This is a genomic window from Neisseria sp. 23W00296 (genome assembly GCF_044772855.1).
Taxonomy (GTDB): Bacteria; Pseudomonadota; Gammaproteobacteria; order Burkholderiales; family Neisseriaceae; genus Neisseria.
Window position 1 is genome coordinate 2288386 of record NZ_CP173024.1, and the last position, 21833, is coordinate 2310218.

Sequence of the window (21833 nt, forward strand, 5' to 3'; positions counted from 1 at the left end):
CGACACAACCGGACAGTTGCCGGACAACACAACCGAATGCAAGGCAGGTTTATGATGAGTACCCAACACAATTACGCAGGCATCGACATTGCCAAACGAAACTTCGTCATCTCCGTTTCGTCTTTGTCTAAAACCAAAACCGAAACCAACAACCCCAAAGGGATCGCCCATACCGTCGAATACCTTAAAAAACACAACGTCGCACTCGTCGTGATGGAAAGCACCGGCGGTCTCGAAGTCCCCGCCGCCAAAGCCATCCACCGTGCAGGCATAGCCGTGATTATCGCCAACCCTCGTCAGACGCATCAGTTTGCCCAATCACAGTCGCTGACCAAAACCGAAGCGGGGTTGAAAAAGGTCGTCTGAACATTTTAAAACATGGATTTTCATGTGCAATACTGTTTTCAGACGACCTTTTCCCTGATAAGAAATTTCCAATAAAGCCTGAATCATCATGCCCATAGATTCCTTTTTCTACCTCTTACTCCTCACCGGATTTTGCGCCGGACTGATGAATGCGGCGGTCGGCGGCGGCGGGCTGCTGCAAGTCCCGGGGCTGTTCAACCTACTGCCCACTTCCACGCCCGTGGCTTCGGTGGTTGGCACCGACAAATTCGCTGCCTGCTTCGGCATGCTGACCGCAACGGGGCAATACCTGCGCAAAATCCCCGTGCCGTGGAAAGTGCTGCTGCCCGCCGCCGCGCTGGCGTTTGCCGCTTCCTATCTGGGCGCGAATGCCGTGGCGTATCTGCCCGTGCACTACATGAAACCGGCGATGTTGGTCATCATGGTGGCCATGTGCCTTTATACTTTTCTGAAAAAAGACTTGGGACAGGCGGTGCGCACCGAAAAACTGACGCGCCGCGAAACCTTATGCGGCTTGCTGTTCGGCACGCTCATCGGTTTTTACGACGGCATCTTCGGGCCGGGCTCAGGCAGCCTGCTGGTCTTCGTGTTCGTCCGTTTTTACGGTTATGATTTCCTGACGGCGAACGCATCCGCCAAAGTCATCAATTCCACCACCTACCTTGCCGCGCTGGCGTTTTTCATCCCGCAAGGCCATGTCATGTGGGCATGGGCGGTGCCGCTGGCGCTGGCGAATTTATGCGGCAGCGTGGTCGGCGCGAAATTGGCGATACGCGGCGGAACCAAGTTTCTGCGTTACGGATTTATGGTGTTGCTATGCCTGACCATAGGCAAATTTGCTTGGGATTTGATTCGATAGAGATGGGGCGCGCCATAGCAGGATTAGCGTCCTGAAAGCGTTTCAGACGACCTTTGGATACCAAATATGCCCAAATGCTCGCCTTCTTCGCACAGATGACGGCACAGAAAGAAGGTTGGCAAACCATGCTCTACCACCCGCCCACCGAAGCGGAAGAAGTGTTGGAAGCATTGGTTAACCGCCGCAACCAGCTGGTGGAGATGCGGACTGCCGAGAAAAACCGTCTGCATCAGGTTCACGAAACGCAAGTTAAAAGCGTCAAACAACTGATTGCCCATTTTGACCGGCTGATTGACGACTTGGACAAACAAATCGATGACCACACCCACACGCATTTTGACGGCAAAGCCCAAGTGGCGGAACAAATCAAAGGCATCGGTTCGATAACGACGGCTACGCTGATGGCGATGCTGCCCGAATTGGGACGGCTGAGCCACAAACGGATAGCGAGTCTGGTCGGTATTGCCCCACACCCGAGGGAGAGCGGGGAAACCAAATTCAAAAGCCGCTGCTTCGGCGGAAGGTCTGCGGTGCGTAAGGCGCTGTATATGGCAACCGTGGTGGCGGCACGTTTTGAACCGCTTATTCGGGATTTCTATCAGCGCCTGCTGTCCAAGGGTAAGCCGTATAAGGTTGCCGTTACGGCATGTATGCGCAAACTGCTGACGATATTGAATGCCCGGATGCGTGATTATTTTGCCGAAAACGGTACCACCGAAAACGGTATCCAAACGGCTTGATTTGAGTTTTGGTATTTTTGCCCGACGGGGTGAAAAATACAGTTGCTACGCATTTGCCACACTCGGTTTTGCATCATCGGCGTGCTTGTTTCAACAAAAGGCCGTCTGAAAGCGGTTTTTGGGTTTTCAGACGGCCTTTACCATCACAAACAATCAAACCGTTTGCTCCAGCCATTCATCTGCCACGCGCGCCACGGCGCTTTCCGCGTCCGCCAGCGACTGCTGCAAGCGTTCGCCGCCGAACTCGTCGTATTCCGCCGCCACGCTTTGCACATTACTGATGCCGATGTAGGCGAAGGCAGTGCGCACCGACGCTTCGACGTGGTTGGCGTAATCCGCCTGGCCGCTGTCGTAACCGTAGTCGCCGCGGGCGGAGACAATCAGCAGACGTTTGTCTGCGTCCGCCAGCATCGGCCAGTAGGGCTTGCCCGCGCGGCCGCGGTCGAAGCCGAAGGTGCGGCCGACGCGCACGATGTTGTCGATATAGGCCTTGAACTGGGCGGGCGGCGCGAAGTTGTACATCGGCACGCCGGCCACGATGATGTCGGCGGCGATTAGTTCGTCCACCAGCGCGTCGCTTTCGCGCAGCACTTCGTTCATCCACGGCTCGCGCGCTTCGGGCGGGGTGAATGCGGCGTGTATCCAACGGCCGCTCACCGGCGCAGGCGGGTTTTGCCCGACGTCGCGGTAAACGATGCGGCTGTCGGGGCGCGCCTGGCGCCAGCGTTCGACAAAACGCGCGCTCAGGCGGCGGGTGTGCGAACCGTAGGCGTCCTGCCCGGAAATGCCGCTACGGGCGCTGGAATCAATGTGTAAAATCGTGGTCATTTTTGGCTCTCCGAAACAAAACAGAAGCGCGATTCTGCCGCCCTGCCCTGATTCCGGCAAACGCTGTTTTCTCAGCCGACAGTCGAGATTTTTTCATCCATTATCACTGCGATATGAACCGTATTCCCTTCTCTCTTGGCGCACTGCACGCCTTTGAGGCCGCCGCGCGGCTGGGCAGCTTTAAAGCCGCCGCTGCCGAGCTGGCGCTCAGCCCCACCGCCGTCAGCCACCGCATCCGCACGCTGGAAGCGCAGTTGGGCAAAACGCTGTTCGAGCGGCGTACCCGCGCCGTGGTACTGACTGCCGACGGGCGGCTGCTGGCCGAAGCCGTAAGCGGCAGTTTCGCCGCCATCGCCGAGGCCGCCGCCCGCATCCGTCGTCCCGAACGCAGCCGCGTGATACTGGCGCTGACACCCGAATTTGCCCGCCAATGGCTGGTGCCGCGCCTAGCCGGTTTTCAGGCTGCCTGCCCCGATGTCGAGCTGCATATCCGCGCCGACTACCGCACCGCCGATCTCGCGGCGGGCGAAGCCGATTTGGCGGTGCGCTACGGCGGCAGCGACAGCGCGGGTATCGAAGCCGTGCCGCTGTTTGGCGAAACTTTTGCCGCGGCCGCCGCCCCCGCGCTGTTGTCCAAACTTCCCGCCGAACCGCAAAACTGGCCGCTGCTGCATCTGGACTGGCACAAGCCGCAGGGCGCCGCCGACTGGACGGCTTGGGCGCAGGCGGCAGGCGTTCCGCCGCATGCCATGCAGGGCGGCACCCGCTATTCCGACGCCGGCCATCTGATTCAGGCCACCCTGGCCGGACAAGGCGTCGCCCTGCTCGGCCGCAGCCTGCTGGCCGAAGAGTTCCGCCTCGGCCTGGTTCACAGCGTGTCGGACATCGTCCTGCCCGGCCGCCGCTATTACCTGTGCCGCGCCACCGGCGTTGTGCTGTCGCCCGCGGTGCGGGTGGTGGAAGGGTGGTTGTTGGCGGCGGGGGATGCCCATGACTGCGGCACGCTTTTGCCGTAATGCCGCCCACGCAGCGGTTTTCAATCAAAGAGGCCGTCTGAAAGCTGTTGCGGGCTTTCAGACGGCATGATGGTTGTTCGCCATGGGAAATGCCGTCGACAACAGACAAGAACGACATGCGGCAATTTCCGATAAATGTCGCGCTATGAATGGTGCGATCAGACGGCGGAAGACAAAAAAATAACCGCTGAAAAGCGGTTAGTGGTGGCCAGAGGCAGGATCGAACTGCCGACACACGGATTTTCAATCCGTTGCTCTACCAACTGAGCTATCTGGCCTTGCGGAAAGACGGCATTAAATCATGTTCGTTATGGAGAGGCAAGGAATATTTTAAAAAAATCCATAAGTAGCTAATATTTTTCATGCTTTAATTCGACGGGGAAGTTTGTTCTGTGCTGCCGGGTCATGCCGCGTGGCGCAAAAGGCCGTCTGAAAACAGGTTCCCACTTCGTTTTCAGACGGCCTTTTTGCCGCTTATTTGCTTATTTCGGGTTTTTCTCAATCAGGGCGACGAGTTGGTCGATGTAGCCTTGGACGAATTCACGCGCCGATTCGGTGAGTTTGCCGTTTTCGTCGAACAGGGTCGGCGAGTTGCCGAGGAAGACTTCAGGCTGGCTGGTGAGCGGCATGTTGAAGTAGGACAGGGCGAGGCGCAGGTTTTTCTGCGAGCTGTAGCCGCCCATTTTGCCGACGGAGTGGCTGATGATGCCGGCGGGGGTGTTGCGCCAGGCAACGTCGGCGTTCGGTTTCGAGCCGATGTCCACGGCGTTTTTCAGGCAGGCGGGCACGGTGCGGTTGTTTTCGGCGGTGACGAAGAGCACGCCGTCAGACGCTTTGATGGTTTCGCGGAAGGCAGTGTAGCTTTCGGGAGTAGGGAAATCGGTTTCGTTCGGGTCGTCGTAGTCGAAGTTGTAGAGCGGCAGGTGGCCGATTTCGACGATTTCGGCCTCATAGCCTGCGGGAAACATGGAGATGGTGTTTTGTGCGATTTTGCGGGCAAACGAGCCTTTGCGCAGGCTGCCGACCAAGATGCTGACTTTTTTCGCCATTTTGCTTTCCTTTTCTGATGGGTAAACGAATCCGCCAAGGCGGGACGCCAATGATAATAATTGTAAAAACCATAAGGCGCAAGCGCGGAGCGCAGACGGACGGTTTGCCTTTTCGATGTTAGAATGGCGGCTTTTTACAGGCCGTCTGAAAGGCTTCAAACGATGCAGCCCCTCTCCCCCGAATTACAGGCACGCGCCGCCAAAATCAAACTGCTGGTGATGGACGTGGACGGCGTGCTCACCGACGGGCGGATTTTCATCCGCGACGACGGCGAAGAAATCAAATCCTTCCACACCCTCGACGGCCACGGCCTGAAAATGCTGCAGCAAAGCGGCGTTCGGACGGCCATCATTACCGGCCGCGACGCCCTCTCCGTCGGCGTGCGCGTGCGCCAGCTCGGTATCGCTTATTACTTCAAAGGCATACACGACAAACGCGCCGCCTATGCCGAGTTGCGCGAACAGGCGGGCGTGGCCGAAGACGAATGCGCCTTTATCGGCGACGACGTGGTCGATTTGCCCGTGATGGTGCGCTGCGGCCTGCCCGTCGCCGTGCCCGAAGCGCACTGGTTTGCCAAACGGCACGCCGCCTACGTCACACAGCGCGGCGGCGGCAAAGGCGCGGTGCGCGAATTGTGCGACCTCATCATGCAGGCGCAGGGCACGCTGGACGATGCCCTTGCGGAATACGTCAAATGAGCGGCAGACGCGGCTACGGCTGGCTCTTCCCGCTGGTTTTGGCGGGCGCGCTCGGCGGCCTGTCCGCCTGGCTCGACCGCATCAGCGCCGTTACCGTCGAAGAAACCGCCCTCAACCCCAACGAACCGCAATACCTGATGGAAGGCATCGCAGGCAGACGTTTCGACAAACAGGGCGCCTTGCAGGAGCGGCTCGACGCCGAATCCGCCCGGCAATACCCGAACGTCAAAGAAATCGTTTTCAGACGGCCTCTGCTGCAAGTGTACGCCCAAGGGAAAAAAGCCTACCAAGTCGGCAGCGAAGAAGCGCGCTACGGCACGGAAAACCGCAAAATCCTGTTTGAAAAACAAGTCCTGCTCCTCAAAGAAGCAGGCGACGGCAAACCCGCAGGCCGCCTCGCCACCGACCGCCTCACCGTCGACACCGCCGCCAAAACCGCCGCTACCGACCGCCCCGTGCAATTCTCCTACGGCGACTCGCACGGCACGGCCGACGGCATCACCTACGACTACAACCGAGGGCTGCTCAACCTGCCCGCACGAGTGAAAGCAACCGTTTATGACCCGAAAAACCCTTCTTAACGCCGCCGCAGCCGCCCTCCTGCTTGCCGCCACCCAGGCGCACGCCCTCGAAAGCGACCGCAAACAGCCCATCGAAATCGAAGCCGACCAGGGCGAGCTCGACCAAAAAAACCGCTCCACCACCTTCAGCGGCAACGTCTCCATCAAACAAGGCACGCTCAACATCCGCGCCGCAAGCGTCAACGTCGTGCGCAGCGACGACGGCCAGCAAACCATGAAAGCCACCGGCAGCCCCGTGCGCTTCGGCCAAACCCTCGATGGCGGCAAAGGCACGGTCAACGGCGAAGCCTCGCAGGTCGAATACTCCTCCGCCACCAACGTCGTCCGCCTCAGCGGCAACGCCAAAGTCACGCGCGGCGGCGACAAGGCCGAAGGCGCGGTCATCACCTACAACACCCGCACCGAGGTCTACACCGTCAGCGGCAGCAAAGCGGCGGGCGGCAAAGCGGGCAAACGCGTCAGCGTCGTCATCCAGCCCGACAGCATGGGCAAAAACAAAAAATAAAACGCGCCGCCCTGCGGACGCAAGAGGCCGTCTGAAAGCCCGATTCAAGGCTTTCAGACGGCCTTTATGCCGCCGTTGTATTTCCACTCCCTTCCCTGCGTCCGCACGGGAGAGGGAACAGGTTTCAGACGGCCTCAACAAGCGGCTTCAAGCCGCAAGGCCGTCTGAAATCAAAAGGCCGTCTGAAAGCCCCAAACGGTTTTTCAGACGGCCTTTTTATGTTTTAAAACTGCCTGCTGCGGCGGCATAACGCCGCTGCGTATCAGCAGTGCACCAGCGTGCCTTCGTCTTCGCCGCTGATTACGCGTTTGAGCGCGCCTTCTTTGGCGATGCCGAATACGACGATGTTGAGCTTGCGTTCGCGGCAGAGGGCGAAGGCGGTGGCGTCCATCACTTTGAGGTTTTTGTTGAGTGCCTCGTCAAAGGTGATGGTCTCGTAGCGGGTGGCCGACGGGTCTTTTTTCGGGTCGGCGGTGTACACGCCGTCGACGTTGGTGGCTTTGAGCATAACGTCGCAGTTCATTTCCGCGCCGCGCAGGGCGGCGGCGGTGTCGGTGGTGAAGAAGGGGTTGCCCGTGCCGGCGGCGAAAATCACGACTTTGCCTTCTTCGAGATATTGGATGGCTTTGGGGCGGGCGTAGGTTTCGGCTATCTGCTGCATGGAGAGGGCGGATTGGACGCGGGCTTTGACGCCGAGGCTTTCAAAGGCGTCTTTGAGGGCGAGGGCGTTCATCACGGTGGCCATCATGCCCATGTAGTCGGCGGTGGCTCTGTCCATGCTGCCCGCTTGGGCGGACACGCCGCGGAAGATGTTGCCGCCGCCGACAACGACGCCGACCTGCACGCCCATGTCGGTGATTTCCTTCACTTGGCCGACTATCTGCATGATGGTGTCGCGGTTGATGCCGAAGGGGTCGCCGCCCATCAGGGCTTCGCCGGAGAGTTTGAGCAGGACGCGTTTGTATTTTGCGGGGGTGGGCATGGGATTCCTTTCGGGTAAACGGATGGGGAAGTCAAAACGGCGGGCATTATACGCGCTTCGCGGCGGCGGGAAAAAGGCCGTCTGAAAGCGCCGCCGCCGGCCTTTTGGGCTTTCAGACGGCCTTTTCGGGAGTAAAATCCGCCTGCCGCCTTTTCAGACGGCCTGTCATGTTTTTTTAGGAGACTCTGATGATGAAAACGAAATTGGCCGCCGCGCTGCTCTGTCTGCTTTCCGTTTCCGCCTATGGCGCGTGCAAGGAAAGCGGCCAGCAGTGCGTGCATTACAAAAACGGCAGCGTCACCGCCGAAGGGACGTGCACGGTCACGAAATGCCAGGACGCGGCGGGCAGCTCGCTGAAATGGAAGCTGAAAAACACCGCCGTTGCGGTGCAGACCGACAAAAGCGGCAAAACGCTGGTGAACGGCAAAGCGGGCGCGCAGGCGAAAAACGCCAATGCCGCCGCCATGGGTCTGACCTGCTACGCGGCGGACGCGAAAAAAGGCGATTTGTTCTGCGCCACCGGTTATTGAGCGGGTGCGCCGCACAGAGGCCGTCTGAAAGCCCGCTTCGGGTTTCAGACGGCCTGATATTTTTCCGCCGACGCGTGGGGGGTGTTGCTCCGCAACGCACGCGTTCTTCGATTTCCGACAAACCGCCAAACAGTTTTGCAAACCCAAAACCGCGTGCGTGCCTGCGGCACACACCCTACATACGATGTCAAAAGAGGCCGTCTGAAAGGTTTTCAGACGGCCTCTCTCATACCTGCGGGCGCGGTTTACCAGATATCCGATTTGATGCGCCGTTTCAGGCTGGGATGCTCGGAGAGTTTGAACTCGGGGTCTCTGCCCATGCGCAGCTTGGCGGTGTAGTCTTTGAGCAGCAGGAACACCAGCGGCGAGAGCAGCAGGATGGCAATCAGGTTGATCAGTGCCATCGTGCCCATCGTCAGGTCGGCCATGTCCCACACCACGGGCACGTTGGCCACCGCGCCGAAGTACACCATCGCCAGCACCGCCGTGCGGAACACGGCCATCGTCAGCCAATGGCTGTTGATAAACTGGACGTTGGACTCGGCGTAGGCGTAGTTGCCGATGATGGTGGAGTAGGCAAACATAAACAGCACGACGGTGAGGAAATGCGCGCCCCACGCGCCGACGTGTCCGGCGATGGCCGCCTGCGTCAGCTCCGCGCCTTTGAGTCCGGCGGGCACGTCGGTCGAGAGCAGCACGATAAAGGCGGTGCAGGAGCAGACGATGATGGTGTCGACGAACACGCCGAGCATCTGGATCATGCCCTGCGACACGGGGTGTTTCACATCGGCCGCCGCCGCCGCGTTGGGCGCGGAACCCTGTCCCGCCTCGTTGGAATACAGGCCGCGTTTGATGCCCTGCTCCATCGCAACGGAAATCAGGCCGCCGAGGATGCCGCCGCCTGCGGCGTTGAAATTGAACGCGTTGTCGAAAATCAGGCCGAACACATGCGGCACCTGCGGCAAATTGGTGGCGACGATGTACAGCGCCATCGCCAGATACAGCACGGCCATCACCGGCACCAGCATTTCGGCCACGCGCGACACGCGGCGGATGCCGCCGAAAATAATCGGCGCGGTGAGGATAACGAGGCCGACGCCGAAGGCGTGTTCGTTCCAACCCCAGGAATTTTTCGCCGCCGCCACCATGGTGTTGGCCTGCACGGCGTTGTAAACCAGGCCGAAGCAGAAAATCAGGCTGAGGGAAAACAGCACCGCCAGCCAGTTTTGTTTCAAACCCGTGCGGATGTAATAGGCCGGCCCGCCGCGAAACTGGCCGCTGTCGTGGTCGCGGATTTTAAAAAGCTGCGCCAACGACGACTCGGCAAAGGCCGAACTCATGCCGATTAAGGCCGTCACCCACATCCAAAACACCGCGCCCGGCCCGCCGTTGGCAATGGCAATCGCCACGCCCGCAATATTGCCGACGCCGACGCGGCTGGCCAGGCCGGTGACAAAAGCCTGAAACGGCGTGATGCCGTGCGGGTCGGACACCGCCTTGCGCCCGCCGAGCATCTCGCGCACGCTGCGGCCGAACAGGCGGAATTGGACGAAGCCCGTCGCCAGCGTGAAGAAAATTCCCGTGCCCAGCAGCAGGAAAATCAGGCCGTTCCATAAGGGCGAGTTGATTTCCTTCACCCAGTGGTGGATTGTTTCAATCATATGCAAACCTCTTTGGTTATAGTGAAACAACACGAAAACCTACTGCGTTGCTGCGCCTTGCCGTACTACTTGTACTGTCTGCGGCTTGCTGCCTTGTATCTTTCCGTGTTGTTTCACTATAAAACGCCCCAAGGGGGCAAAAAGGGCGCATTGTAACGGAGCGCAACAAAATTGCAGACAATTTTACGCAGAGGCCGTCTGAACGGCGCTTTTGCCTTTCAGACGGCCTGATGCCGTTTGCCAATTTTCAGACGGCCTATATAATCCGCCGCTTCGCCAACCCGCCGCCAAGTCTCCCGCCATGATCGACATCCTCAACAAAATCCTCGCCACCAAAGTCCAAGAAGTCGCCGCCGAGCGTGCCGCCGTGCCGCAGGCGCAAATCGAAAAACTGGCCGCCGACGCCGGCGCGCCGCGCGGTTTTTTGCAGGCCGTCCGCGCCAAACACGCCGCCGGCCTGCCCGCCGTGATTGCCGAAATCAAAAAGGCCAGCCCGTCCAAAGGACTGATACGCGCCGACTTCCGCCCCGCCGAACACGCCGCCGACTACCAACGTGCGGGCGCGGCCTGTCTGTCGGTGCTCACCGACAAACAATATTTCCAAGGCTCGCCCGAATATTTGCAGGCTGCCCGCGCCGCCGTGTCGCTGCCTGTGTTGCGCAAAGACTTTATCGTCGACGAATATCAGATTTACCAGGCGCGCGCCTGGGGAGCGGACGCCGTTTTGCTGATTGCCGCCGCCCTCGAAGCCGCCGAACTCGAACGCTTCGAACAAACGGCGCACGCTTTGGGCATGGACGTGCTGCTGGAAGTGCACGACGAAGCCGAGCTGGAAAAATGCGCCCGCCTCGCCACGCCGCTGGTCGGCGTCAACAACCGCAACCTGCGCACCTTTGAAGTGTCGCTCGACCAAACCCTGCGCCTGCTGCCGCATCTGGCGGGCAAAACCGTCGTCAGCGAAAGCGGCATCCGCAGCCGGGACGACATCGTCTTCATGCAGTCGCACGGCGTGCACACCTTCCTCATCGGCGAAACCTTTATGCGCGCCGACGACATCGCCGCCGAAGTCGCCAAGCTGTTTTAACCGCCCGCCGCCGCGCCGCGCCGCTGCTCCCGAACAAACAGACGGCGCGGCGGCCTGTGTTATAGTCCGCCCGTTTTCCATTCCCACGTTTTTCAGGCCGTCTGAAAGCAGGATTCCTTTCAGACGGCCTCCCGTTTTTAAGATGAACAAAACCGCATCCCGCACCGCCCTCCTCCTGCTCGCCGCCATTCTGGCCGCCTGCACATCGAAAAAACCCGTCAAGCCCGCCCATCCCGGCCAAACCCTGCAACCCCTCCCCTACCGCACGCCCCAGCCCGCAGGCCGCCCCGTGCCCGCAGGCACCACCGCATCCGGCGGCGGCGCGCTCTACACCGCCGCAAGCTACGCCGCCCTGCCGCAATGGCCGCAGCAGCCCTTTGCCGACAGCCTCGCTTCCTTCCTCAAAGGCTGCGAAAAACTCAAAGCCCGAGCCGAATGGCAGGCCGTCTGCGCCCAGGCCGCGCAAACCCCGCGCGACCACGCCTCCGCCCGCCGCTTCTTCGAACAATACTTCACCCCCTGGCAGGTTGCCGGCGGCGGCAAAGCCGCAGGCACGGTCACCGGCTACTACGAACCCGTCCTCCACGGCAGCGCGACGCCCTCCGCCCAAGCCCGCTTCCCCATCTACGGCGTGCCCTACGACTTCGTATCCGTCGACCTGCCCGCCGCCCTGCGCAACAGCAAAGCCACCGTCCGCATCCGCCAAACCGGCCAAAACAGCGGCGTTATCGACCCCGCAGGCGCCTACACCGCCAACCTCGCCGCCTTCCCGCTGAACGAGCGCAGCAAAGCCCTCAAAGGCCGCTTTGCCGGCAACCGCTTCGTCCCCTACCACACCCGCCGCGAAATCAACGGCGGCGCACTCAACGGCAAAGCCCCCGTCCTCGGCTACGCCGCCGACCCCGTCGAACTCTTCTTCCTGCAAATCCAAGGTTCAGGCCGTCTGAAAACCCCCGACGGCCGCTACATCCGCCTGGGCTATGCCGACAAAAACGAACACCCCTACGTCTCCGTCGCCCGCTACATGGCCGACCGCGGCTACCTCGCCCTCGCCCAAACCGACATGCAGGGCATCAAAAACTATATGCGGCAAAACCCGCAGCGCCTGGCCGAAGTGCTCGGCCAAAACCCCAGCTACGTCTTCTTCCGCCCCCTGCCCGACAACGGCGACGGCCCCATCGGCGCATTGGGCACACCGCTCACCGGCGGCTATTCGGGCGCGGTCGACAAACACTACATCACCCTCGGCGCCCCCCTCTTCCTCGCCACCGCCCACCCCGAAACCGGCCGCGCCCTCAACCGCCTCATCATGGCGCAGGACACCGGCAGCGCCATCAAAGGCGCCGTGCGCGTCGACTTCTTCTGGGGCTACGGCGACGAAGCCGGCCGCATCGCCGGCAAAATGAAGCACACCGGCTACGTCTGGCAGCTCCTGCCCAACGGCATGATGCCCCAATACACACCCTGACGCCGCAGGCACGCACGCGGTTTCGGGTTTGCAAAGCTGTTCGGCGGTTTGTCGGAATATAGTGAGTCAAAATAAAAAAGATACAAGGCAGCAAGCCGCAGACAGTACAGGTAGTACGGCAAGGCGCAGCAACGCCGTAGATTTTTTATTTTGGCTCACTATATTTGGAGAACGCGTGCGTTGCGGAGCAACACACCCTACGCGGCGGCGGAAAAATGTCGGCCGTCTGAAACCCCGATTCGGATTTCAGACGGCCTTTTTCAGACGGCTTTACGTTTTCCCGTCCAGATACGCCGCCAGCGGTTTGGGCAGGCCGTAGTTTGCCAAATCCTGCGGCGGCACCCACAGGCCGTCTGAAACGTCTTCTCCACACGCGGCGGGCGTTTGGGCGCATTCGGCGGCAAAGGGTGTTATCAGCAGCAGGCGGTGGGTGAGGCGGTGGGTGACGGGGGCTTGTTCTTCGAGGCTGTCTGAACCTATGCCGTGGCGGGCGGCGGCGGCCTGCGTTTCGGCGAGGGTGGGGAAACAGGGGACGCAGTAGAGGCCGCCCCAGATGCCTTTGGCGGGGCGTTTTTGCAGCAGCAGTGTGCCGTCGCGGCGGCGCAGGATAAGCCAGTAGAGCGGCAGGGTTTGCACGGCGGGCGGGGTTTTGCGGCGGGGGAGTTCGGCGGTGCGGCCTTGGGCGCGGGCTTGGCAGATGTCTGCCATCGGGCAGGCGGGGCATTGCGGTTTGGCGCGGGTGCAGACGGTTGCGCCGAGATCCATCAGCCCCTGGGTGTAGGCGGGCATGTCGGCGGGGTCGGCGGGCAGCAGGCTTTCGGCCAGCGTCCACAGGCTTTGCTCGAATTTTTTGTCGGACGGGTCGCCCTCGCGCGCGAAAACGCGGCAGAGGACGCGTTTGACGTTGCCGTCGAGGATGGTTTCGCGTTGGCAGAAGGCGAAGGCGGCGATGGCGGCGGCGGTGCTGCGGCCGACGCCGCTGAGGGTTTCAAGGCCGGCGCGGGTTTGGGGAAACGCGCCGCCGTGTTCTGCGGCGATTTGTTTGGCGGCTTTGTGCAGGTTGCGGGCGCGGCTGTAATAGCCCAAGCCCTGCCAGAGGGCGAGCACTTGGTCTTCGGGTGCGGCGGCGAGGTCGGCGACGGTGGGGAAGGCGGCGAGAAAGCGGGGGTAGTATTGGGCAACGGTGGACACCTGCGTTTGTTGCAGCATGATTTCGGATAGCCAGACGCGGTAGGGGTCGCGGCTGTGCCAGGGGAGATTGTGGCGGCCGTGTTGTTTCTGCCAGCGGATAAGGCGTTCGGCGAAGGTGTCGTTGAGGCCGTCTGAACGGGTTTCAGAAACGTCATTCCCGTGTGTTTGAGGCAGGAGCGGCCTTGGCTCGGGCGGGGCGGCGGTGTGCATGGTTTGTTTTTATGTCGAGGGAGTTTTCAGACGGCCTTTGCGGCGGGCGGCGGCAGTTCGACGGTTTTGCCTTTGTATTCGCACAAGTCGTTGACGATGCATTGGTGGCACAGCGGTTTTTGCGCTTTGCAGACGTAGCGGCCGTGCAGGATGAGCCAGTGGTGGGCGTTGAGCAGGAATTCTGCGGGAACGACGCGCATCAGTTTGTCTTCCACTTCGCGCACGTCTTTGCCGGGGGCGAGGTTCATACGGTTGCTGACGCGGAAGATGTGGGTGTCGACGGCCATCACGGGTTGGCCGAAGGCGGTGTTGAGGACGACGTTGGCGGTTTTGCGGCCGACGCCGGGCAGCGCTTCGAGTTCTTCGCGCGTTTCCGGCACTTGGCCGCCGTGTTTTTCCAAGAGGATGCGGCAGGTTTCGATGATGTGTTTGGACTTGGTTTTGTAAAGGCCGATGGTCTGCGTGTATTCCATCACGCCTTCCAGCCCCAAATCGAGCATGGCCTGCGGCGTGGGCGCGGCGGGAAACAGGCGGGCGGTGGCCTTATTCACGCCTTTGTCGGTGGCCTGTGCCGACAGCAGCACGGCAATCAGCAGCTGGAAGGGCGAGCCGTATTGCAGCTCGGTTTGCGGATGGGGATTGGCCGCGCGCCAGCGGGCGAAAATTTCTTGGCGGGTTTGCTTGTTCATGGGTTCAGACGGCCTCTTGCGGGCGGGAAAGGCCGTCTGAAAGGGCGTTTCGCTTTTCAGACGGCCTGTTTTGTTTTACTGCCGCTCGTGCGCCTGGCGGCGGAACTGCCAGGGCGCAAGCGGGCTGCGTGCCTGCCACAGGCCGGTGCGGCCTGCGCGGGCGGCGGCTTCGGCGGCGGAGTAGGCGGCGAAATCCGCTTTGGCCTGCTGCCGTTTGGCGATGGAAACATAGTGCCAGGCCGCGCCGCTTTCGATTTGGCGGCGGTTGACGTCGAGGCCGTCTGAAACCAGATAGGCGACTTCGCGGCCGTATTGGTCGACGTCGGCAACGCGCACTTCCACCGTTTTATCCAGCACCAGATTGCGCAGCATATCGCGGCTGGCCGTGCCGAAAGCCTGACCGGTTTCCGGCGCGTCGATATAGGCGAGACGGATTTTGTGCTTCGCGCCGTCGCGGTCGGTAACGCGCACCGTGTCGCCGTCGTGCACCGCCGTCACCCGCCCTTCGTAACGCCGCCCCGCCTCGGCCTGCACCGTGCGCCCGCGCGCCGCCTTGCGCGGCGTTTCGGCCTGCGGCCGTTCAATCTGCCGCGCCCAAGCCTGCGCCCGATGCAGCCATTTTTGTGCTTCTTTCACTTCGGGCAGGCTGAACACGCCCAGCGCGGCAGCCAGCCAGAGAAGCAGCATTTTCGGTTGGAACATCTGTTTTTCCGTGTCGTTGCAAAAGGCGGCATTTTAGCGCATACGGCAAAGGCCGTCTGAAAGCCTTGCGCTGCGCTTTCAGACGGCCTTTGTTCACTCCAACTCCCCTGCTTTTTTCACCACCCGATACCCCACCTCCTTCACCTTCTCAAAACACGCCCGCGCGCATCGGATTTTGAGCTGCTCTTCATCACGCAGTTTGTCCTCGTCCACGCCGCCCTGTATGCCTTGGCCGGTGTTTTTGGTTTCGGCAACGAAATAGGCTTTTTCGCCGTTTTGCTTCACCACCGCCCAATCGGGGTTGTAATTGCCCAGCGGCGTAGGGATTTTGAACCAGCGCGGCAGTTTGAAATAGAGCGACACGTTTTCGTAGTTTTCGCAGTCGGCGGCAAATTTTTGCTCGGTTTCCGAATCCAGCGGGATATAGTTTTCGGCGATGGTTTTTTGCCCGTTTTGCACGGTAAACGTGGTGCGTTCGTCAAAATAAAACTCTTCGCCTTCGTTTTCCATTTTTTGCAGGTTGCGCAGCAGTTCTTGGCGGTATTGTTCGTTGTCGGTCAACTCGTAAACAATGCCTTCGCTCATCAGCGCGTGCAGGCAGCGGTTGATTTTTTCCGCCGCCAAATCGATAAAGCGTTGCGGATTGTTTGCCGCATCGTTCAGACGGCCTGATGCTTTGAGAATGTCAAACACCGTGCGCCGTGTTAAACCCGTTTTGCTTTGGATTTCGCCCAAAATATCGGGAATGGCAAACGCCGTTTCGGTTTTCAAGCTGCCGTTGGCGGTTTCTTTGGCTTCAAGCTGATACGCCTGCTCTTGTTTGGCTTCGTTAATTTCAATTTTCGCCTTGCGCGTTTGGATTTTCGGCGCGTGGATTTCAGGCAGCCTGAAAACGGCATCGGCGGCTTGTTTGACTAATTCCGCCGTATCGTATTGCACACGATAACGCGGTTTGCGGTCGAGTTTCTGCCAAATGGCCTGAAATTCGGGGTCAAGCGGGAAGTTTTTGCGGAAAGTCTGCGTTTTGCGTTTGCGCCCGTCTTTGATATTGCCGGCGGCAAATTTAATGCCGCATTCGTCTTCGTATTCCTGTTGCAGATTGGCGGCGAAACTCTCATAGCTTTCATTGGGAATCACGGTCAGCACATTCACGCTTTCATCGCGCACGCGTTCGCCGTTTTGGTTGACCGCCAGCCGCAGCCCGCGCCCGATTTCCTGCCGTTTTTTAATGGCAGAGCGGGTCTCGTTGAGCGTGCAAATCTGGAACACATTCGGATTGTCCCAGCCTTCTTTCAGTGCGGAATGGGAAAAGATAAAACGCAAGGGGCTCGCAAAGGAAAGCAGCGTTTCCTTGTCGCGCATAATCAAATGGTAGGTATCGTTATCGGCCTGCGTATCGCCTTTGGTGTCTTTAAATTTCCCATTTTTATCCTGCGAAAAATAGCCGTTGTGCACGCCGTCTGAATCTTCGCCTGCCAGCTCGCGGTAAAGCGCATCAAACCATCGTGCAAACTTGCCCGCGCTGCCGTCGGCTTGGCGGTAATGCTCCACCTTGTCGATAAAAAACAGCGACAACACTTTAATCCCTTGCGCTTTGAGCTTTTTCTCGCGCTTCAAATGCTCTTCAATGGTGCAGCGGATTTGCGCTTTCATCACTTCGTCTTGCAGCGCGCCTTGGTTGTCGGCGCGGCTGATTTGCACGCCGTTGGAAAATGCAACCATCTGTTCATCAAAATTGAGTCCATCCACGATATAACCGTGCCGATAGGCTTCATTCCCGTTTGACTTATCAAACAAATCATCACCTTGTTTGCCATTTTTGCCGCTTCTCACCCACACAGTTTTTTTCTTGGTTTCCTTTTTATCGCGGTAATGAATGTTTAACTTGGCTTTCAGGCTGCCTTTTGCCGGCGGGATTTCCACCAGTTCCACAAAAGCGCCGTTGCTGTCGTTTTCCGCCAACACCGACTGCACTACAATCTGCTTCACCAGCTTTTGATTGTAGGCTTCAACGGGATTGAGGCTGTAAACCTTATGGCGGCTGTTTTTATGCGTTGCCGAATAGCGCAAAATAAACAGCGGATTAAAGGAACCCAACGCGGCAAGGCGGTTTTCCGTTTCCATATTTTGCGGCTCGTCCACAATCACAATCGGGCGCGTTTGCTGAATCCAATGAATCGGCGCATCGCCGCTTTCGTTCACTTGGTTGATCACATTGCCGTCTTTTTCAAACGACTGGATATTGATCACCATAATCTCAATGCCGTCATTCACCGCAAAATTACGCAACGCGCCCAAACGCTTGCTGTCGTACTCGCCAAAATTCATCACCGGCTTGTTAAACAGCTCGGCAAAATGGTTTTTCGTCGCCCGCAGCGTTTGCAACACGCCCTCGCGAATCGGCACACCCGGCACGACAATCACAAATTTCGTCCAGCCGTATTGGCGGTTCAACTCAAAAATCGTGCGCAGATAAACATAGGTTTTGCCCGTGCCCGTTTCCATTTCCACCGAAAAATTCAGGCCGTGCTGCCCGATTTCCGTTTCAGGCTGCCCAAAGGTTTTTTGCACGTTGTTCAGGTTTTCGCCGATTTGCGCCCAATCCAAATCCAGCTTATTGCCGACAAACCGCTCCGCACCTTGATTTTGCAGGCTGAACGCCTCGCGCTTGTTGCTCTGCCCCTCAAACAGACGCACCACCGCATTCACGGCATCGGTTTGATAGGCTAATTCTTCAAATTTCAGTTCCATGATTTTTCCTTTTTTCAGACGGCTTTTCAGGCTGCCGTGCCATTTACTCCCTCTCCTGCGCCCGCGCGGGGGAGGGGACGCAGTCGCCCGATGATTTTCAGGCTGCCTTCAGACGGCCTATTGCCGTTTTGCAAACGGCTGTCGGATTCGGGAATCCGACCTGCGAAGCCGAAAGGCCGTCTGAAAACGCAAATCCCGTCGCGCATCCGGCTCCCTCCCCTGCGCCCGCGCGGGGGAGGGTTGGGGTGGGGGGGCGTTTCGCAGAAACGCTTTTGGCAGCCGATGTATCCGTCAGATATTTCCGCAGCGGCAACCGCCCTAGCCCTCCCCCGCAGGCGGGAGAGGGAACGCGGCAACCCGATGATTTTCAGGCTGCCTCACACACACTCAAACACAATGCCCGCGTCTTTCATCTGCAACACCGTATTGCTTTTGAGCGCATCGTTGCCGTCAAACCATTTGTCCAGCACCACCACTTTGGCGGGCGCGGCGGCGATCACCTCGTCTATCAGCGCTTGGTTGGCGGCTTCCAGCAGCAGGGCGATGCGTTTGCCCGTGTCTTCGTCGGTTACCCAATACACGCCGTTTTTGTATTCAACGGGGCTGGTGAGTTTGCAGCCCAGGCGTAGCATCAGCTCGTAAACCATATTCTCGGGTATGGCGTGTTCCGCGACGGAATCGATGGCAAGGCGCAACTGCTTTTCCAAATCCGCGCCGTTTTCAGGCTGCCGCCATTGTTTGAAACTGCTTTCGGACAATTTGAACACCTTAAAGCCCGTATCCACGCGCTGCCCGTCTTTCAGGCTGCCTGAAACGGCTGCGCCCGCACAGCGGATGCGCTCTTTGGCGATTTCGGCGATGGTGGCAAACCCTGCTTTGCGGGCTTCGGATTTTTCGTCGGTTTCTTCGGGCAGTTGCACGCAGATATAGCGGCGGTTGCCGCCGTCTTTGGCGTTCAGTTGCATCACGGCGTGGGCGGTTGTACCAGAGCCAGAGAAGAAGTCGAGGATTAGGGCTTGATCGTCGTGTAAGGTGTTGAGAAAAAAGCTGATGAGAGAAGAGGGTTTGGGAAAATCAAACAGTTTTCCGTCAAACAAATCGGTAATTTCTTTTGTGCCGTTTAAAGACATTCCCACGTTTTCAGGCAGCTTGGTGCTGACGGCGATTCTGCCGAATTTTTCACCCGCTTTTGCCATATCGTCGTCTTTGAAATAGCGCATAACGGGATTGCTGATATTCAAAAAATCGTAGTCGTCGGGAAAAACGATTTTTCCTGCATCGTAATACTCTTGAAACGTATCTTGCGTAACCGCCCAAGTACGCAACGGATTGGCTGGATATTCCTTGCCTGTTTTGGGATCTTTAAGCGTAAAAAAACTATTGGGGCGTTCGCTGGCTTTGGTTTGTTTTGTTAAATCGTGGATACGCCAAGGTCGGTTGGGAAAATCATCGGTTTCAAAATAACGGCGTTCCTTGCCTTCCACGCTGGCAACAAACTCCGTTGATTTTGCATAAGCCAAAATAAATTCATAGTCGGCGGATACGCCAAACGGCACATCGGATTTTGCCGTGCGTTTGCGCCACGGGAATTGCCCAACAAAATTCTCCGCCCCAAATACTTCATCACAAAGCAGTTTCAACTGCGCCTGTTCGTTATCATCGATTGAGATAAAAATCACGCCGTCGTCGCGCAACAGCGTGCGTGCCAAATGCAGGCGCGGCAGCATCATGGAAAGCCAGTTGCTGTGGTAATGCCCGTTTTCTCTGGGATTTTTACGCCATGCGCCTTGGAACACGCCGTCGCGTTTCAAATAGCCGTCGGCATCTTTGTCGCCCACGCGGCGGGCGTATTCTTCGCGGGTTTCGGAAAATTTGTCGGGATAGATAAAGCTGTCGGAGCCGGTGTTGTAGGGCGGGTCGATGTAAATCATCTTCACGCTGCCGGCGTAGGCTTTTTGCAGGATTTTCAAGGCTTCCAGATTTTCCGCCTCGATAAACAGATTGCGCGTGCCGTCAAAATCCACCGATTCGGCGCGGCAGGGGGAAAGGGTGTTGAAGGTCGGCGCCTGCAGCGTGCGGTAGGCATCGGTTTTGCCCGCCCAGTTAAGCTGGTAACGCTCGTTTTGATGCGCGAGATTGTCCGCGCCGAGGATGAGTTTGAGCTTTTCCCAGTCGATTTGCTCTTCGCAAAAGGCTTCGGGGAATAGGGATTTGAGTTGTAATATCTTGTTTTGGGTGAAATTATTTTCTAAATCGTGTATAATTTCGGTTCGGTTCGGTTCGGTTCGGTTCGGTTCGGTTCGGTTCGGTTCGGTTCGGTTCGGTTGCCATAATTGCGTCCTAGTGTCGGGAAATTGTAAAAACAAGCGGCGGCTTCTAACACATCATTGTGCCAAGTACAAGAGATTCCATAAAAAGGCCGTCTGAAAGCGTTGCGCTGTGCTTTCAGACGGCCTTTTTGCCGCGTTTTATTTGCCGATGCAAAAGCGCGAGAAAATCACGCCGAGCAGGTCGTCGGCGGTGAATTCGCCGGTGATTTCGCTGCACGCGGCTTGTGCGAGGCGCAGGTGTTCGGCCATTAATTCAATCTGGCCGCTGCCGCACAGGGCGGCGTTGTCCAATTCGCTTTGCGCGGTTTCGAGGGCGTGGGTGTGGCGGCGGCGGGCGAGGAACAGGCCTTCGCTTTCGCCCTGCCAGCCGATTTGCTGCAACAGCGCCTGTTTGAGCAAATCAAGTCCCGCGCCGGTTTTGGCGGAAAGGGCAATCAGCGTGTCCGCGCCGCTCTCAAGCGTGAGGCCGTCTGAAAGACTCGGCGCGGTGCCTGCGAGGTCGATTTTGTTGTGCACTTCGATTTTTTTCAGATTCGGCGGCAGCGCGGCGAGGATGTCGCGCGTTTTTTGGTTCAAACCTTCGGCCGGGTCGATGAGAATCAGAGCGACATCGGCTTCGGCAAGGGCTTTGCCGCTGCGCTCGATGCCGATTTTTTCTACGGTGTCGTCGGTGTCGCGCAGGCCGGCGGTGTCGGTGATGTGTACGGGGATGCCGTCAAGGGTGATTTGTTCGCGCACGGTGTCGCGCGTGGTGCCGGCGATGTCGGTAACGATAGCGATGTCGTCGCCCGCCAGTGCGTTGAGCAGGCTGGATTTGCCGACGTTCGGCGCGCCCACCAGCACCACGTTCATGCCCTCGCGCAACACCGCGCCCTGCTGCGCCTGCGCCAACACGGTTTTCAGACGGCCTTGCAAATCGGCCAGCCTGCCGCGTGCGTCGGCGGCTTCGAGAAAGTCGATGTCTTCTTCGGGAAAATCGAGCGTGGCTTCCACCAGCATCCGCAGCGTGATGAGTTCGTCCACCAGCGCGTGAATGTGTTGCGAAAACGCGCCTTTGAGCGAGCGCACGGCCATGCGGGCGGCGGACTGGCTGGACGCATCAATCAAATCGGCCACGCTTTCGGCCTGCGCCAAGTCGAGTTTGTTGTTGAGAAAGGCGCGTTTGGTAAATTCGCCCGGCTCGGCCAGCCGCGCGCCGAGTTCCAAGCAGCGCGAGAGCAGCATCTGCATGACAACCGGCCCGCCGTGGCCTTGCAATTCAATCACGTCTTCGCCGGTAAAGCTGGCGGGGGCGGCAAAATAGAGCATCAGGCCGCTGTCGATGGCGCGGTTTTCGGCATCGAGAAAATCGGTGTAAAGGGCAAGGCGCGGCTTGGGCATTTTGCCGCCGCTGATTTGCTGCGCCAGCGGCAGCAGGTTTTTGCCGGAAATGCGGATCACGCCCACGCCGCCGCGCCCGGGGGCGGTGGCGACGGCGGCGATGGTGGGGGAGGGAGTGTGGGTCATGCGGGGGCTTTCGTTTGGGGTTCAGACGGCCTTTTTTGGCGGGATGAGGCCGTCTGAAATATAGTGAGTCAAAATAAAAAAGATAC

19 protein-coding genes, 1 tRNA gene and 2 pseudogenes are annotated in these 21833 nt (G+C 58.9%); 10 read left to right on the top strand and 12 right to left on the bottom strand.

Annotation, left to right across the window (positions count from 1 at the left end; translation table 11 throughout):
* Positions 1–54: 54 nt before the first annotated feature.
* The 3 genes and pseudogenes from ACG2K1_RS11545 to ACG2K1_RS11555 all read left to right on the top strand — a co-directional run.
* Positions 55–345: pseudogene (locus tag ACG2K1_RS11545) on the top strand (transposase); the annotation flags it as partial.
* A 109-nt stretch (positions 346–454) separates the two neighbouring features.
* Complete coding sequence (locus ACG2K1_RS11550; RefSeq protein WP_395429065.1) at positions 455–1225, top strand: sulfite exporter TauE/SafE family protein; 771 nt, start codon at positions 455–457, stop codon at positions 1223–1225.
* 56 nt (positions 1226–1281) lie between these two features.
* A pseudogene (locus ACG2K1_RS11555) lies at positions 1282–1965 on the top strand (IS110 family transposase); the annotation flags it as partial.
* Between the two features lie 153 nt (positions 1966–2118).
* Here the strand turns inward: ACG2K1_RS11555 and ACG2K1_RS11560 are convergent.
* Positions 2119–2793, bottom strand: coding sequence for an FMN-dependent NADH-azoreductase (locus tag ACG2K1_RS11560; protein WP_395429064.1), 675 nt, complete (start codon positions 2791–2793; stop codon positions 2119–2121).
* Positions 2794–2906: 113 nt separating this feature from the next.
* Here ACG2K1_RS11560 and ACG2K1_RS11565 point away from each other — a divergent pair, with 113 nt between their 5' ends.
* Positions 2907–3809, top strand: coding sequence for a LysR substrate-binding domain-containing protein (locus tag ACG2K1_RS11565; protein WP_395429063.1), 903 nt, complete (start codon positions 2907–2909; stop codon positions 3807–3809).
* A gap of 202 nt (positions 3810–4011) precedes the next feature.
* On the opposite strand, the gene ACG2K1_RS11570 is transcribed toward ACG2K1_RS11565, so the two are convergent.
* Positions 4012–4087: transfer RNA gene (locus tag ACG2K1_RS11570), tRNA-Phe, on the bottom strand.
* A gap of 204 nt (positions 4088–4291) precedes the next feature.
* On the bottom strand, positions 4292–4858 hold the full coding sequence (locus ACG2K1_RS11575; protein WP_094031148.1) for an NADPH-dependent FMN reductase: 567 nt from the start codon (positions 4856–4858) through the stop codon (positions 4292–4294).
* A gap of 162 nt (positions 4859–5020) precedes the next feature.
* Between ACG2K1_RS11575 and ACG2K1_RS11580 the strand changes: the two genes are divergently transcribed.
* Genes ACG2K1_RS11580 through lptA form a run of 3 tightly spaced genes read left to right on the top strand, consistent with a single transcriptional unit; the run spans position 5021 to position 6643 of the window.
* The gene (locus ACG2K1_RS11580; protein ID WP_036496207.1) at positions 5021–5557 is read left to right on the top strand and encodes an HAD family hydrolase; all 537 of its coding nucleotides are present in this window, start codon (positions 5021–5023) and stop codon (positions 5555–5557) included.
* The gene (gene lptC, locus ACG2K1_RS11585) at positions 5554–6138 is read left to right on the top strand and encodes an LPS export ABC transporter periplasmic protein LptC (protein ID WP_009426421.1); all 585 of its coding nucleotides are present in this window, start codon (positions 5554–5556) and stop codon (positions 6136–6138) included. The genes ACG2K1_RS11580 and lptC overlap by 4 nt, the downstream gene beginning before the upstream one ends.
* Positions 6116–6643, top strand: coding sequence for a lipopolysaccharide transport periplasmic protein LptA (gene lptA / locus ACG2K1_RS11590; protein ID WP_009426420.1), 528 nt, complete (start codon positions 6116–6118; stop codon positions 6641–6643). The genes lptC and lptA overlap by 23 nt, the downstream gene beginning before the upstream one ends.
* 262 nt (positions 6644–6905) lie before the next feature.
* On the opposite strand, the gene pyrH is transcribed toward lptA, so the two are convergent.
* Positions 6906–7625, bottom strand: coding sequence for a UMP kinase (gene pyrH, locus ACG2K1_RS11595; RefSeq protein WP_009426419.1), 720 nt, complete (start codon positions 7623–7625; stop codon positions 6906–6908).
* A gap of 191 nt (positions 7626–7816) precedes the next feature.
* Here pyrH and ACG2K1_RS11600 point away from each other — a divergent pair, with 191 nt between their 5' ends.
* Entirely contained in the window at positions 7817–8155 is a 339-nt protein-coding gene (locus ACG2K1_RS11600) for a hypothetical protein (RefSeq protein ID WP_395429083.1), read from the top strand.
* Positions 8156–8400: 245 nt separating this feature from the next.
* Here the strand turns inward: ACG2K1_RS11600 and ACG2K1_RS11605 are convergent, their stop codons facing one another.
* Positions 8401–9816: a sodium:alanine symporter family protein gene (locus ACG2K1_RS11605; RefSeq protein ID WP_009426415.1), complete on the bottom strand. Its 1416-nt coding sequence runs from the start codon at positions 9814–9816 to the stop codon at positions 8401–8403.
* Positions 9817–10117: 301 nt separating this feature from the next.
* Between ACG2K1_RS11605 and trpC the strand changes: the two genes are divergently transcribed.
* Positions 10118–10900 (top strand): indole-3-glycerol phosphate synthase TrpC, encoded by a 783-nt coding sequence (gene trpC / locus ACG2K1_RS11610; protein WP_395429062.1) that lies wholly within the window; start codon positions 10118–10120, stop codon positions 10898–10900.
* A gap of 142 nt (positions 10901–11042) precedes the next feature.
* Complete coding sequence (locus ACG2K1_RS11615; RefSeq protein ID WP_395429061.1) at positions 11043–12368, top strand: murein transglycosylase A; 1326 nt, start codon at positions 11043–11045, stop codon at positions 12366–12368.
* A gap of 270 nt (positions 12369–12638) precedes the next feature.
* Here the strand turns inward: ACG2K1_RS11615 and mutY are convergent, their stop codons facing one another.
* The 7 genes from mutY to mnmE all read right to left on the bottom strand — a co-directional run bounded on the left by mutY (position 12639) and on the right by mnmE (position 21747).
* On the bottom strand, positions 12639–13769 hold the full coding sequence (mutY, locus tag ACG2K1_RS11620; RefSeq protein ID WP_395429060.1) for an A/G-specific adenine glycosylase: 1131 nt from the start codon (positions 13767–13769) through the stop codon (positions 12639–12641).
* A 26-nt stretch (positions 13770–13795) separates the two neighbouring features.
* Entirely contained in the window at positions 13796–14458 is a 663-nt protein-coding gene (gene nth / locus ACG2K1_RS11625; RefSeq protein ID WP_395429059.1) for an endonuclease III, read from the bottom strand.
* A 75-nt stretch (positions 14459–14533) separates the two neighbouring features.
* A complete protein-coding gene (locus ACG2K1_RS11630) occupies positions 14534–15160 on the bottom strand; it encodes a thermonuclease family protein (protein WP_395429058.1) in 627 nt (208 codons plus the stop codon).
* A 93-nt stretch (positions 15161–15253) separates the two neighbouring features.
* Positions 15254–17911 carry a DEAD/DEAH box helicase family protein gene (locus ACG2K1_RS11635; protein WP_395429057.1) on the bottom strand — a complete coding sequence of 886 codons (2658 nt, stop codon included), beginning with the start codon at positions 17909–17911 and terminating at the stop codon, positions 15254–15256.
* A gap of 26 nt (positions 17912–17937) precedes the next feature.
* Positions 17938–18117 (bottom strand): hypothetical protein, encoded by a 180-nt coding sequence (locus ACG2K1_RS11640; protein WP_395429056.1) that lies wholly within the window; start codon positions 18115–18117, stop codon positions 17938–17940.
* Between the two features lie 171 nt (positions 18118–18288).
* Entirely contained in the window at positions 18289–19935 is a 1647-nt protein-coding gene (locus ACG2K1_RS11645; RefSeq protein ID WP_402839181.1) for a site-specific DNA-methyltransferase, read from the bottom strand.
* A gap of 444 nt (positions 19936–20379) precedes the next feature.
* Complete coding sequence (mnmE, locus tag ACG2K1_RS11650) at positions 20380–21747, bottom strand: tRNA uridine-5-carboxymethylaminomethyl(34) synthesis GTPase MnmE (protein WP_395429054.1); 1368 nt, start codon at positions 21745–21747, stop codon at positions 20380–20382.
* Between the last annotated feature and the right edge of the window lie 86 nt (positions 21748–21833).